A 14,287-nucleotide genomic window follows, 5' to 3' on the forward strand; every position below is an offset into this window, starting at 1 on the left:
GCAGGGAAAAAATGCCGGTATCATCTGGGAAAAGTCCCTGCCCGGGGAAGCAGGGCGACGCTGCCAGCGCGGGAAATCCGGGGTCCCGGGACCCTGGAGCGAGGGGTTCCGAGAGCAGAACCAAAAACTATAGCACGGATTTCGGCCGGAGGTGTCGACAAGTGCAAATTCCTCCGGTAAGGTTGAAATTTGCGCCTTACTGTTTGCGCGCGCGGCCTTCATATAGCGGTGGGTCTCGTGGACGAAAAAGAGGGCTTGTCCTATGACAGGCACCTTAGCACGGTAAGCGTTCGGAAACCTGACGGTCTTTGGAAGGATCCATCTTGGTCGCCTCGAGCAACCCTAACAACCAAACCGCTAGTTCGGCTCGCGATGCTGCATACGCTGGCCGACTTTCTTTTGCAAAGATTCACGAACCACTTGAAGTGCCTAACCTGCTGGCATTGCAGACCGAGAGCTTTGACCGCCTCGTCGGCAATGAGCGCTGGGTAGAGCGCCTGACCAAGGCCGAAGCTGCTGGCGACTCCAGCGTGCCGAACACCTCGGGACTGGCCGAAATCTTCGAGGAAATCTCCCCGATCGAGGACTTCCAGGACACCATGTCCCTGAGCTTCTCGGAGCCGGAGTTCGCTGATCCGAAGTACACCATTGCGGAGTGCAAGGACCGCGACGCCACCTACTCGGCACCGCTGTACGTCAAGGCCGAATTCATGAACAATGAAACCGGCGAAATCAAGCAGCAGACCGTGTTCATGGGCGATTTCCCGCTGATGACTGAAAAGGGCACCTTCATCATCAATGGCACCGAGCGTGTCGTGGTGTCCCAGCTGGTCCGCTCCCCGGGTGCATACTTCGAGTCCGCACCGGACAAGACCAGTGACAAGACCATCTACTCAGCACGCATCATCCCGTCACGCGGTGCATGGTTCGAACTGGAAATCGACAAGCGCGACCAGATCGGCGTGCGCCTGGACCGCAAGCGCAAGCAGTCGGTCACCGTCCTGCTTAAGGCCTTGGGCTGGAGCGAAGAGCAGATTCTGTCCGAATTCGGCCAGTACGACTCGGTACGCGCCACCCTTGAGAAGGACAACATCAAGGACCAGAACGAAGCGCTTCTGGACATCTACCGCAAGCTGCGTCCAGGCGAGCCTCCTACGGTCGAGGCAGCCCAGGCTCTGCTGAAAAACATGTACTTCGAGCCTAAGCGCTACGACCTGGCAAAGGTCGGCCGCTACAAGATCAACCGCAAGCTCGGCGTGGAGACCCCGGTCAACGCTGAGAACGCTTCGGTGCTCTCGATCGACGACCTCGTCGCCATGATCCGCTACCTGGTTGCGTTGCACGCAGGCGAGAAGACCATCTCCGGCACCCGCAAGGGCGAGATTGTCGATATTCCGGTGAACGTGGACGACATCGACCACTTCGGCAACCGCCGCATCCGCGCGGTGGGCGAACTGATCGAGAACCAGATCCGCACCGGCCTGTCCCGCATGGAGCGTGTTGTGCGCGAGCGCATGACCACCCAGGACGTCGAGGCGATCACCCCGCAGACCCTGATCAACATCCGCCCAGTGGTGGCAGCGATCAAGGAGTTCTTCGGAACCTCGCAGCTCTCGCAGTTCATGGACCAGAACAACCCGCTGGCCGGCCTGACCCACAAGCGCCGCCTGTCGGCCCTGGGCCCGGGCGGCCTGTCGCGCGACCGCGCCGGCATGGAAGTTCGAGACGTCCACCCGTCGCACTACGGCCGCATGTGCCCGATTGAAACCCCGGAAGGCCCGAACATCGGCTTGATCGGTTCGTTGGCGACCTACGGCCGCATCAACGCCTTCGGCTTCATCGAGACCCCGTACCGCAAGGTGTCCAACGGCGTCGTGTCCAACGAGGTCGAGTACCTGACCGCGGACGACGAGCTGCAGCACTACATCGCGCAGGCCAACGCCCCGCTGGATGAGAACGGCGCGTTCATCGAAGACGCCGTGCTGGTCCGCGAAAAGGGCGGTGGCGGCGAGCCTGTCATCGTCGACGCCGATGAAGTGACCTTCATGGACGTTTCCCCGCGCCAGATGGTGTCTGTGGCTACCGCTCTGATTCCATTCCTGGAGCACGACGACGCCAACCGCGCACTGATGGGCGCCAACATGCAGCGCCAGGCTGTGCCGCTGCTGCAGTCGGACCGACCGCTGGTCGGCACCGGCATGGAGAAGTACGCCGCGGTTGACGCCGGCGACTCCGTGGTGGCCGGAAAGCCGGGCGTGGTGACCGAGGTCTCCGCCGACCTGGTGGTTGTCATGAACGACGACGGCACCGAGTCGATGTACCCGATCATGAAGTTCGCCCGCTCGAACCAGGGCAACGCCTACAACCAGCGCGTGCGCGTGTCCGAAGGCGACCGCCTGGAGTACCAGTCGATCATCGCCGACGGCCCGTCCACCGACATGGGCGAGCTGTCCTTGGGCAAGAACCTGCTCGTGGCATTCATGTCCTGGGAAGGCTACAACTACGAGGATGCGATCATCCTCTCCCAGCGCATGATCTTCGACGACGTGCTGACCTCGATCCACATCGAGGAGCATGAGGTCGACGCCCGCGACACCAAGCTGGGCGCCGAGGAAATCACCCGCGACATCCCGAATGTCTCGGAAGACATCCTCTCCCAGCTCGACGACCGCGGCATCGTGTACATCGGTGCAGAGGTCGAGGCCGGCGACGTGCTGGTGGGTCGCGTGACCCCGAAGGGCGAAACCGAGCTGACCCCTGAAGAGCGCCTGTTGCGCGCCATCTTCGGTGAGAAGTCCCGCGAAGTGCGCGACACCTCCCTGAAGGTGCCGCACGGCGAGTCGGGCACCGTCATCGGCGTTCGCATCTTCGACCGCGACAACGACGACGAGCTGAGCCCGGGCGTCAACCAGCTGGTGCGCGTGTACGTGGCCCAGAAGCGCAAGATCACCAACGGTGACAAGCTCGCAGGCCGCCACGGCAACAAGGGCGTCATCTCCAAGATCCTGCCGCTGGAGGACATGCCGTTCCTGGAGGACGGCACTCCGCTGGACGTCGTGCTGAACCCGCTGGGTGTGCCAGGCCGCATGAACGTGGGCCAGGTCATGGAAATCCACCTGGGCTGGGCAGCCAAGCAGGGTTGGAACATCGAGGGCGAGCCTCAGTGGGTCAAGGACCTGCCGAACCTGCCTCGCCAGTCGGGTCCGACCACCGTGGCAACCCCGGTCTTCGACGGCGCCTCGGAAGAGGAAATCCGCGGAATCCTGGATTCGACCAACAAGACCCGCGACGGCGTGCGCCTGATCGGCAACTCCGGCAAGGCCCGTCTGTTCGACGGCCGCTCCGGCGAGCCGTTCCCGGATCCGGTATCGGTCGGCTACATGTACATCTTGAAGCTGCACCACCTGGTGGACGACAAGATCCACGCCCGCTCCACCGGTCCGTACTCCATGATCACCCAGCAGCCGCTGGGCGGTAAGGCCCAGTTCGGTGGCCAGCGCTTCGGTGAGATGGAAGTGTGGGCCCTGGAGGCCTACGGCGCAGCTTACACGCTGCAGGAAATCCTGACCATCAAGTCGGATGATATCCACGGCCGCGTGAAGGTCTACGAAGCCATCGTGAAGGGCGAGAACGTGCCGGAGCCCGGTGTTCCGGAATCGTTCAAGGTTCTGATCAAGGAAATGCAGTCGCTGTGCCTGAACGTCGAGGTGCTCGGCACCGACGGCCAGACAATCGAAATGCGCGAATCGGACGAGGAATCATTCCGTGCCGCAGAAGAGCTCGGCATCGACCTGTCCCGGTCGGAGCCGAACTCCGTAGAGGAAGTGTAGTCCGGTGCGCCGCCCGGACTGCACAGCCCGGGCGGCCGCGCCGCACACCGACTTATTCGTATCGACTTCAGACACCATAGAAGAGAGAAAAGGACCCTATGTCCAACGATTCCTCATTCGGCCTCATGCGCATCAACCTTGCCACCGCGGACGAGATCCGCGCTTGGAGCTACGGCGAGGTTAAGAAGCCTGAAACCATCAACTACCGCACCCTGAAGCCGGAGAAGGACGGTCTTTTCTGCGAAAAGATCTTCGGTCCTTCCCGCGACTGGGAATGCTACTGCGGCAAGTACAAGCGCGTGCGCTTCAAGGGCATCATCTGCGAACGCTGCGGCGTCGAGGTGACCCGTGCGAACGTGCGCCGCGAACGCATGGGTCACATCGAGCTTGCTGCTCCCGTGACCCACATCTGGTACTTCAAGGGCGTTCCTTCGCGCTTGGGCTACCTGCTGGATCTGGCACCCAAGGACCTGGAAAAGGTCATCTACTTCGCCGCCTACATGATCACTTCGGTGAACGAGGAACGCCGCCACGCGGAGATGCCGAACCTGCAGGCACAGCACGACCTTGAACTGCGCCAGCTGGCCAACAATGCCGAGGCCGACAAGAAGGCTGTTGCCGCCGACCTGGAAGCAGAGCTGGAGCGTCTTGAGGCAGACGGCGCCAAGAACGCCGAGCTGAACAAGGCCCGCACCCTGGCCGAGAAGACCGTGCTGCAGATCGACAAGCGCGCCAAGGCGGAGTCCGAGCGCCTGCGTGCGGTCTGGGAACGCTTCAAGGGCCTGAAGGTCGCCGACCTCGAAGGCGACGAAGGCCTGTACCGCACCATGCGCGAGAAGTACGGACTGTTCTTCGAAGGCTCCATGGGCGCCGAGGCGATCCAGAAGCGCCTGGAGAACTTCGACCTCGAAGCCGAAGCCGAAGATCTCAAGCAGATCATCGACAACGGCAAGGGCCAGAAGAAGGCCCGCGCTCTCAAGCGCCTGAAGGTCGTCAACGCATTCCTGGCCAATGGCAACTCGCCAAAGGGCATGGTGCTCGACGCCGTTCCAGTGATCCCGCCGGAGCTGCGCCCGATGGTCCAGCTCGACGGTGGCCGTTTCGCCACCTCGGACCTGAACGACCTGTACCGCCGCGTGATCAACCGCAATAACCGCCTCAAGCGCCTGCTTGATCTCGGTGCGCCAGAGATCATCGTGAACAACGAAAAGCGCATGCTGCAGGAAGCCGTCGACTCGCTGTTCGACAACGGCCGCCGCGGCCGTCCGGTCACCGGACCGGGCAACCGTCCGCTGAAGTCGCTGTCCGACATGCTCAAGGGCAAGCAGGGCCGCTTCCGCCAGAACCTGCTCGGCAAGCGCGTTGACTACTCGGGCCGTTCGGTCATCGTGGTCGGCCCGCAGCTGAAGCTGCACCAGTGCGGTCTGCCTAAGCAGATGGCCCTGGAGCTCTTCAAGCCGTTCGTGATGAAGCGCCTGGTTGACCTCAACCACGCGCAGAACATCAAGAGCGCCAAGCGCATGGTCGAGCGCTACCGCCCGCAGGTGTGGGATGTTCTCGAAGAGATCATTACCGAGCACCCGGTGCTGCTGAACCGTGCGCCTACCCTGCACCGCCTGGGCATCCAGGCCTTCGAGCCACAGCTGGTCGAAGGCAAGGCCCTGCAGCTGCACCCGCTGGTTTGCGGCGCGTTCAACGCTGACTTCGACGGCGACCAGATGGCAGTCCACCTGCCGCTGAGCCCGGAAGCTCAGGCTGAAGCACGCATCCTGATGCTGTCCTCGCACAACATCCTGAAGCCTTCGGACGGCCGTCCGGTGGCTCTGCCTTCGCAGGATATGATCATCGGCCTGCACCACCTCACCACCAAGCGCGAGGACGAGATCGGCGCCGGGCGCGTGTTCTCCTCGGTTTCCGAGGCCATCATGGCCAAGGACCGCGGCGAGCTGCACCTGAACGCCCCGATCAAGGTGCGTGTCGAGAACTTCGTTCCTTCGGACGAGCAGCCGGCCCCAGAGGGCTGGGAGCCGGGCACCGAAGCCTTGCTGGAGACCTCGCTGGGCCAGGTGCTGTTCAACGACACCCTGCCGGCGGACTACCCATGGGTTTCCCGCGTGGCCGGCAAGGATGCGCTCTCGGACATCGTCAACGACCTTGCCGAGCGCTACCCGAAGGTCGTCGCGGCGGCAACGCTGGACAACCTGAAGGACGCAGGTTTCCACTGGGCTACCCGCTCGGGCATCACCGTGGCGATCTCGGACATCACCTCGAACATGAACAAGGCTGAAATCCTTGAGCCGTACGAGGAACGTGCCCGCAAGGTCCAGGGTTCGTACGACAAGGGCCTGATCTCCGACATCGAACGCCGCCAGGACCTGATCGACATCTGGACCAAGGCCACCGACGAGGTTGCCGAGGCCATGAAGAACGGCATGGAAGAGCTGAACACCATTAACCGAATGGTGACCTCCAAGGCTCGTGGTAACTGGCTGCAACTGCGCCAGATCGCCGGTATCCGTGGTCTGGTGTCCAACCCCAAGGGCGAGATCATCCCGCGTCCGATCAAGTCTTCCTACCGTGAAGGCCTGTCGGTGCTGGAGTACTTCATCGCGACCCACGGCGCCCGTAAGGGCCTGGCGGATACCGCGCTGAAGACCGCCAACTCGGGTTACCTGACCCGTCGTCTGGTGGACGTCTCGCAGGATGTCATCGTTCGCGAAGAGGACTGCGGCACCAAGCGCGGCCTGACCGTCGCGATCGCCGACTCCAGCTCGGGCATCCGCATCAAGCACGAGACCGTGGAGAACTCGGCCTACACCCGTACGCTGGCCGCCGACGTCAAGGACGCTGAGGGCAACGTGCTGGCCACCGCCGGTTCCGACGTGGGCGACGTGCTGATCGACGAGCTGTACGCTGCAGGCGTGGATGAGATCCGCGTCCGCTCCGTGCTGACCTGCGACTCGGCCGTTGGAACCTGTGCGCTGTGCTACGGCCGTTCGCTGGCCACCGGCAAGACCGTGGACATCGGCGAGGCAGTGGGCATCATCGCCGCGCAGTCCATCGGCGAGCCCGGTACCCAGCTGACCATGCGTACCTTCCACACCGGTGGTGTGGCATCGGCCGACGACATCACCCAGGGTCTGCCTCGTATCCAGGAGCTCTTCGAAGCCCGTACCCCGAAGGGTGTGGCTCCGATGTCGGAGGTCTCCGGTCGCGTGTCGATCGAGGACGACGAGAAGCAGCTGCGTGTTGTGGTCACACCGGACAACGGCGACGAGAAGCAGGCCTATCCGGTTCTGCGTCGTGCCCGTCTGCTGGTGGAAGATGGCCAGTCCATCGTCGCCGGTACCCAGCTGACCAGCGGTACCCTTGACCCGAAGCAGGTGCTGCGAGTTCTGGGCCCACGCGAGGCGCAGAAGTTCCTGGTCCGCGAGGTCCAGGACGTGTACCAGTCCCAGGGTGTGGGCATCCACGATAAGCACGTGGAAGTCATCGTCCGCCAGATGCTGCGGCGCGTCACCGTCATCGAGTCCGGCGAGACCGAGTTGCTCCCGGGTGAGCTGGCCGACCGTTCGCGCTTCACCGCTGCGAACCGCAAGGCAGTCGCCGAGGGCAAGCGTCCGGCCGCTGGCCGTGACGAGATGATGGGCATCACCAAGGCATCGCTGGCCACCGATTCGTGGCTGTCGGCGGCTTCCTTCCAGGAAACCACCCGCGTCCTGACCCAGGCCGCGATGGAGGGCAAGGAAGATCCGCTGCGCGGTCTGAAGGAGAACGTGATCATCGGTAAGCTGATCCCGGCCGGTACCGGTCTGGATCGCTACACCCAGGTCGAGGTCGAGCCGACCGACGAGGCAAAGGCAACTTTGTTCACCGGTACCTCGGCATTCTCCTCGGGTCTCTACGACGATGCGCTGGAAGGCGGGCTGTCGCCTGAATTCCGCGCCATCTCGATGGACGACTACGACCACGGCTCGGACTTCCGCTAAACCGGCAAGCACCGAGGCTGGCAGCTAGCCAGCTCGTAGGGCGCCCGCCGCACACGCAAGTGTGCGGCGGGCGCTTGCGCTTTTAATTTGGCAAAGGCCTGTTCACCGGGGCTTCACTTGGTGCTCACCACAATATGAAATCGTGCAGAAGTTGGAGCGCGGGCTCGGGTAACCCCGCAACCCGCCACGAATCGAAGACGAAGACGGTGAGAAGTTGGGAAAGACATCACGAGCCATCGCAGCAGGGGCACTGGGCCTGGGACTGCTGTTCAGTACGCTGCCGGCGCAGGCCGCCGGGCAGATCGATCCGGGCAAGCAGCCCGAAACACCCTGCGCCGCAGCGCCGCCGGTCAAAATTGAAACCGGCGCGGTCTTCTCCGACCCGTTGCAGGACCGGGCCGGAGCAGTTGCCGAACGGTTGTGCTCCTACTTCAAGCAGGCCGATGCGGGGTCCACCATTTCGCTGGCGGCATTCGTGATTTCGGGACAGAGCGGCGAAGACTACGTCGACCAGTTGCTGGCCGCGCACGAACGCGGGGTGAAGATCCAGGTGGTCATGGACGGGTGGCAGATTTCCAAGGCGCCGTCGGCGCGGCTGATTAAGGCCCTGGGGACCGACACGACCGCCGGATCCTGGGTGGCGGTCTGCTCGAATACCTCGCCGGAGGGGAACACCAGCTCCTGCCAGGGGACCAAGGGCATGCACAACAAGTTCGCGCTGTTCTCCTCGGTGTCCGGGCAGCAGGACGTAGTGGTGCAGTCCTCGGCCAACGTCACGGATGTGAACCATGTGAGCTACTGGAACAACGCACTTACCGTGACCGGCGATGACGGGCTGTACCGTGCATACCGTTCCTACCATGCGGACATGGCTCGTATGGAGCAGACTCCGGATTACCACCGCACCGAGACCTCACGCGGGTCGGCCGGTGTGTCGGTCGTCCGCTTCTTCCCGGCGGCAACTGCGGACCCGGTGGCGCAACGGCTTTCGGAGCTGCAGTGCAAAAACAAGAACAGCTCGGTGGCTGTCACCATGAGCGAGTGGGACGATACGCGCGCCGCCGTCGCGGAAGAACTCGGGCGTCTGAAGGCCGAAGGCTGCGAGGTCACCGTGGCCGCTGGACCGGTTGACGGGCAGGTCGCCGCCGTGCTGGATGCCGCGGGCATCGAACGCCGCGTAGTAGAGGATACATCTACTACTGGACGCGTGCACTCGAAGTACTTCGTCGTGTCCGGAATGCGCGATTCAGCCTCTCCCGAAGGCAACCGCGGGGATGCCTCCTTCGTCTTCACGGGGAGCCACAATTACAATTCCACCAGTCTGCGCCGCAATGACGAGGCCATCTTGGAACTGCACAACCGCAATGTGGTCAAGGCCTACCAGGCCAACGCCCAGCGGCTGATGCAGATCGGGGAACCGGCCGGAGAAAAGCAGACAGTCAGCAAGTAGATTTATCTCCTGGCAGATATTGCTACTAGAGATTCCACCGGATCCTCCGCCTCGCTGTTCAGTGGGCCGTTACCTCGCGGCGCTCGCGCGTTCACGGGCGGGGGATAGGTTGGAGCCAGATTCCTCGCCGGTCGGCGGCATCAAGCAGTAATCGCACGGTGCCGACGCGGTGAGATAGCTTACTGTTCATGGTGCAGGGGCCGATTAATGCTAGAGTTAAGGCAATTGTTTTATGTGTGGCAAAATGGACACGGTCCGGGTTGCGGGTAGGTTGCGCAACGAATGCCACACTTTCGCACGCCTAGGGACATTCTGATCCTGGATGGGCGGTAAAGCAAGCAGTTAGTGCTGCAGAAGAACAGTGTGAGCCCGCAAGGGCCCGCCCGCTCCGATGCCGTGCCGAAGAACTTAGACAATGGAAGGACACGAAAGTGCCTACTATTCAGCAGCTGGTCCGCAAGGGCCGCTCGCCTAAGGTCGTAAAGACCAAGGCTCCTGCCCTGAAGGGCAACCCAATGCGCCGTGGCGTGTGCACCCGTGTGTACACCACCACCCCGAAGAAGCCGAACTCGGCACTGCGTAAGGTCGCACGTGTGCGCCTTGCCGGTGGTATTGAGGTCACCGCTTACATTCCAGGTGTCGGTCACAACCTGCAGGAACACTCCATCGTGCTCGTTCGCGGTGGTCGTGTGAAGGACTTGCCAGGTGTCCGCTACAAGATTGTTCGTGGTGCTCTGGATACCCAGGGTGTGAAGGATCGTAAGCAGGCTCGTTCCCGCTACGGTGCAAAGAAGGATGGTAAGTAATGCCTCGTAAGGGTCCGGCGCCAAAGCGCCCACTAGTTTCTGATCCAGTTTACGATTCCCCACTGGTCACCCAGCTGATCAACAAGGTTCTCGTAGACGGCAAGAAGTCCACCGCAGAGCGCATTGTTTACGGTGCACTCGAAGGTGCAGCTGCAAAGTCCGGCACCGACGCAGTGTCGACCCTCAAGAAGGCCATGGATAACATCCGCCCGGCCCTTGAGGTTCGTTCCCGCCGTGTTGGTGGCGCGACCTACCAGGTTCCTGTCGAGGTCAAGCCAGGCCGTGCAACCGCACTGGCTCTGCGCTGGCTGGTTGGCTACTCGAAGGCTCGCCGCGAGAAGACCATGATCGAGCGTCTGATGAACGAGATCCTGGACGCTTCGAACGGTCTGGGCGCAGCTGTGAAGCGTCGCGAAGACACTCACAAGATGGCTGAGTCCAACAAGGCATTCGCCCATTACCGCTGGTAAGAACCGCTTGGATTTGCTGGGCGTCTACCGGCGCCCAGCAAATCCAGCATCACCTCTTAGGGAGACAACGTGGCACAGGACGTGCTGACTGACCTGAACAAGGTCCGCAACATCGGCATCATGGCTCACATCGATGCCGGTAAGACCACTACTACTGAGCGCATCCTGTTCTACACGGGTGTAAACCACAAGCTCGGTGAGACCCACGACGGTGGCGCAACCACCGACTGGATGGAGCAGGAAAAGGAACGCGGTATCACCATTACCTCCGCGGCCGTGACTTGCTTCTGGAACAAGAACCAGATCAACATCATCGATACCCCGGGCCACGTTGACTTCACCGTTGAGGTGGAGCGCTCGCTGCGCGTGCTCGATGGCGCCGTTGCCGTGTTCGACGGCAAGGAAGGCGTTGAGCCTCAGTCCGAGACCGTTTGGCGTCAGGCTGACAAGTACAACGTTCCACGTATCTGCTTCGTGAACAAGATGGACAAGCTCGGTGCTGACTTCTACTTCACCGTGGACACCATCATCAACCGCCTGGGTGCCAAGCCGCTGGTCATGCAGCTGCCAATCGGCTCCGAGTCGGAGTTCACCGGCGTGGTGGACCTGCTGACCATGAAGGCATTCGTCTGGGAAGGCGACGCCAAGGGCGACGTCACCATGGGCGCTGCTTACGAGACTCGCGAAATTCCTGCAGACCTGCAGGAAAAGGCCGAAGAGTACCGCGCCAAGCTGGTCGAAGATGTCGCTGAGGCATCCGAAGAGCTCATGGAGAAGTACCTCGAAGGCGAAGAGATCTCGCTGGACGAGCTGAAGGCCGGCATCCGCAAGCTGACCGTGAACTCGGAAGCCTACCCGGTCTTCTGTGGTTCGGCGTTCAAGAACCGTGGTGTTCAGCCGATGCTGGACGCCGTGATCGACTTCCTGCCAAGTCCTCTGGACGTGGGCGCCATGGTGGGTCACGATCCAAAGAACGAGGAAATCGAGCTCACCCGCGAGCCTTCCGAGGATGCACCATTCTCGGCACTGGCTTTCAAGATCGCTGCTCACCCGTTCTTCGGTCAGCTCAACTTCGTCCGCGTTTACTCCGGCAAGGCCGAGTCCGGCGCACAGCTGCTGAACTCGACCAAGCAGAAGAAGGAACGCGTTGGCAAGCTCTTCCAGATGCACGCCAACAAGGAGCAGCCGGTAGACGAGATCCACGCAGGTCACATCTACGCTGTCATCGGCCTGAAGGACACCACTACCGGTGACACCCTGTGCGATCCACAGAACCCAATCGTCCTCGAGTCGATGACCTTCCCGGATCCAGTGATCTTCGTGGCCATCGAGCCTAAGACCAAGGGCGACCAGGAGAAGCTGTCGACCGCTATTCAGAAGCTGTCGGCGGAGGATCCAACCTTCACCGTTTCGCTGAACGAAGACACCGGCCAGACCGAAATCGGCGGCATGGGCGAACTCCACCTGGACATCCTGGTGGACCGCATGAAGCGTGAATTCCGCGTGGAGGCCAACGTCGGCAAGCCGCAGGTTGCATACCGCGAAACCATCAAGAAGGCTGTGGAGAAGGTCGACTTCACCCACAAGAAGCAGACCGGTGGTTCGGGCCAGTTCGCAAAGGTCCAGGTCACGTTCGAGCCTCTGGAAGTTGTGGACGGCGTAACCTACGAGTTCAAGAACGCCGTCACCGGCGGTCGCGTGCCTCGTGAGTACATCCCGTCGGTTGACGCTGGTATCCAGGACGCTATGCAGTACGGCATCCTCGCCGGCTACCCGCTGGTCGGCGTGAAGGCTACCCTCATCGATGGTGCCTACCACGACGTCGACTCCTCGGAAATGGCGTTCAAGATCGCCGGTTCGCAGGTCTTCAAGGAAGGTGCACGCCGCGCCAACCCTGTTCTGCTCGAACCGCTGATGGCCGTTGAAGTTCGTACCCCGGAAGAGTACATGGGCGACGTTATCGGCGACCTGAACTCCCGCCGTGGCTCGATCCAGGAGATGTCCGACGCCGCAGGCGTCAAGGTCATCCGCGCAGCTGTTCCGCTGTCTGAGATGTTCGGTTACATTGGTGACCTGCGTTCGAAGACCCAGGGTCGTGCAGTTTACTCGATGACCTTCGACAGCTACTCTGAGGTCCCGAAGGCAGTTGCCGACGAGATCATCCAGAAGTCCCGCGGCGAGTAATCGCCTCGGAACCAAAACTTGGCCGTGACCCCCGAGTGGGGAAGTGGCCGATCGCGAGGTCGGCGGAGATCCGTCGACGCCGGCCTTGCAAACGGCCAACGAGGGATTTGCATCACATGCAGGGCCCGCAGAGGACCGAAATTTCCATATTTATCCATGCCCCCAGTAGACTATTTGAAGTTCGTTTGCGAACCGCGCAGACGAAAAAAGTCTTCTGTAAATGTTTCTAGGAGGAACTTGTGGCAAAGGCAAAGTTCGAGCGCAGCAAGCCGCACGTCAACATTGGTACCATCGGTCACGTCGACCACGGTAAGACCACTCTGACCGCAGCAATCTCCAAGGTTCTGGCTGACAAGTACCCGGACCTGAACGAGCAGCGCGACTTCGCTAACATTGACTCGGCTCCGGAAGAGCGCCAGCGCGGTATTACCATCAACATCTCGCACATCGAGTACCAGACCGAGAAGCGTCACTACGCACACGTTGATGCTCCAGGCCACGCTGACTACGTCAAGAACATGATCACCGGTGCTGCTCAGATGGACGGCGCGATCCTGGTTGTTGCCGCAACTGACGGCCCAATGGCTCAGACCCGCGAGCACGTTCTGCTGGCCCGCCAGGTTGGTGTTCCTACCCTGATGGTCGCACTGAACAAGTCCGACATGGTTGACGACGAAGAGCTGCTCGAGCTCGTGGAGATGGAAGTTCGCGAACTTCTGTCCTCGCAGGGCTTCGATGGCGACGACGCACCAGTCATCAAGGTTTCGGCTCTGAAGGCCCTCGAAGGCGATCCAAAGTGGGTTGCAGCTGTTGAGGAACTGATGGACGCTGCTGACACCTTCATCCCGGATCCAGTTCGCGACCGCGACAAGCCATTCCTGATGCCGATCGAGGACGTCTTCACCATCACCGGTCGCGGTACCGTGGTGACCGGTCGCGCCGAGCGTGGCACCCTGGCCATCAACTCGGAAGTTGAGATCGTTGGCATCCGCCCGATCCAGAAGACCACCGTTACCGGTATCGAGATGTTCCACAAGCAGCTCGACGAAGCATGGGCAGGCGAGAACTGTGGTCTGCTGCTTCGCGGTCTGAAGCGCGACGATGTTGAGCGCGGTCAGGTTGTCGTAGCCCCAGGCTCGATCACCCCGCACACCAACTTCGAAGCCAACGTCTACATCCTGTCGAAGGACGAAGGCGGACGTCACAACCCGTTCTACTCGAACTACCGTCCGCAGTTCTACTTCCGCACCACCGACGTTACCGGCGTTATCACCCTCCCAGAGGGCACCGAAATGGTTATGCCAGGCGACAACACCGAAATGTCGGTTGAGCTGATCCAGCCAATCGCTATGGAAGAGGGCCTCGGCTTCGCAATCCGCGAAGGCGGCCGCACCGTTGGTTCGGGCAAGGTCACCAAGATCACCAAGTAGTCTCTGCTTGACGATCTAGATCGCTAGCGGTCTATCGGCAATCCCCGCCACTCATTACGAGTGGCGGGGATTTCTGTCTTAAACGCTACCCGATGTGGTGAGTAACTCTAAAAGGTGGTCTAATTAGA

The 14,287-nt window shown here is 61.5% G+C and carries 7 protein-coding genes; all 7 read left to right on the forward strand.

Annotated elements, in window-relative coordinates:
* Nucleotides 1-323 precede the first annotated feature (323 nt).
* On the forward strand, nt 324-3,830 hold the full coding sequence (locus DFO58_RS01500; RefSeq protein WP_053799447.1) for a DNA-directed RNA polymerase subunit beta: 3,507 nt from the start codon (nt 324-326) through the stop codon (nt 3,828-3,830).
* Between the two features lie 98 nt (nt 3,831-3,928).
* Nucleotides 3,929-7,819, forward strand: coding sequence for a DNA-directed RNA polymerase subunit beta' (locus DFO58_RS01505; protein WP_047119686.1), 3,891 nt, complete (start codon nt 3,929-3,931; stop codon nt 7,817-7,819).
* Between the two features lie 214 nt (nt 7,820-8,033).
* The gene (locus DFO58_RS01510; RefSeq protein ID WP_120989129.1) at nt 8,034-9,269 is read left to right on the forward strand and encodes a phospholipase D-like domain-containing protein; all 1,236 of its coding nucleotides are present in this window, start codon (nt 8,034-8,036) and stop codon (nt 9,267-9,269) included.
* Nucleotides 9,270-9,700: 431 nt separating this feature from the next.
* Complete coding sequence (gene rpsL / locus DFO58_RS01515; RefSeq protein ID WP_047119685.1) at nt 9,701-10,075, forward strand: 30S ribosomal protein S12; 375 nt, start codon at nt 9,701-9,703, stop codon at nt 10,073-10,075.
* A complete protein-coding gene (gene rpsG / locus DFO58_RS01520) occupies nt 10,075-10,545 on the forward strand; it encodes a 30S ribosomal protein S7 (protein WP_047119684.1) in 471 nt (156 codons plus the stop codon). The genes rpsL and rpsG overlap by 1 nt, the downstream gene beginning before the upstream one ends.
* 69 nt (nt 10,546-10,614) lie before the next feature.
* Entirely contained in the window at nt 10,615-12,729 is a 2,115-nt protein-coding gene (fusA, locus tag DFO58_RS01525; protein WP_047119683.1) for an elongation factor G, read from the forward strand.
* Between the two features lie 239 nt (nt 12,730-12,968).
* A complete protein-coding gene (gene tuf, locus DFO58_RS01530) occupies nt 12,969-14,159 on the forward strand; it encodes an elongation factor Tu (RefSeq protein WP_113607438.1) in 1,191 nt (396 codons plus the stop codon).
* The last annotated feature ends 128 nt before the right edge of the window (nt 14,160-14,287 follow it).

It is taken from the genome of Arthrobacter sp. AG1021, assembly GCF_003633665.1.
In the GTDB taxonomy this organism is placed as follows: domain Bacteria; phylum Actinomycetota; class Actinomycetes; order Actinomycetales; family Micrococcaceae; genus Glutamicibacter; species Glutamicibacter soli.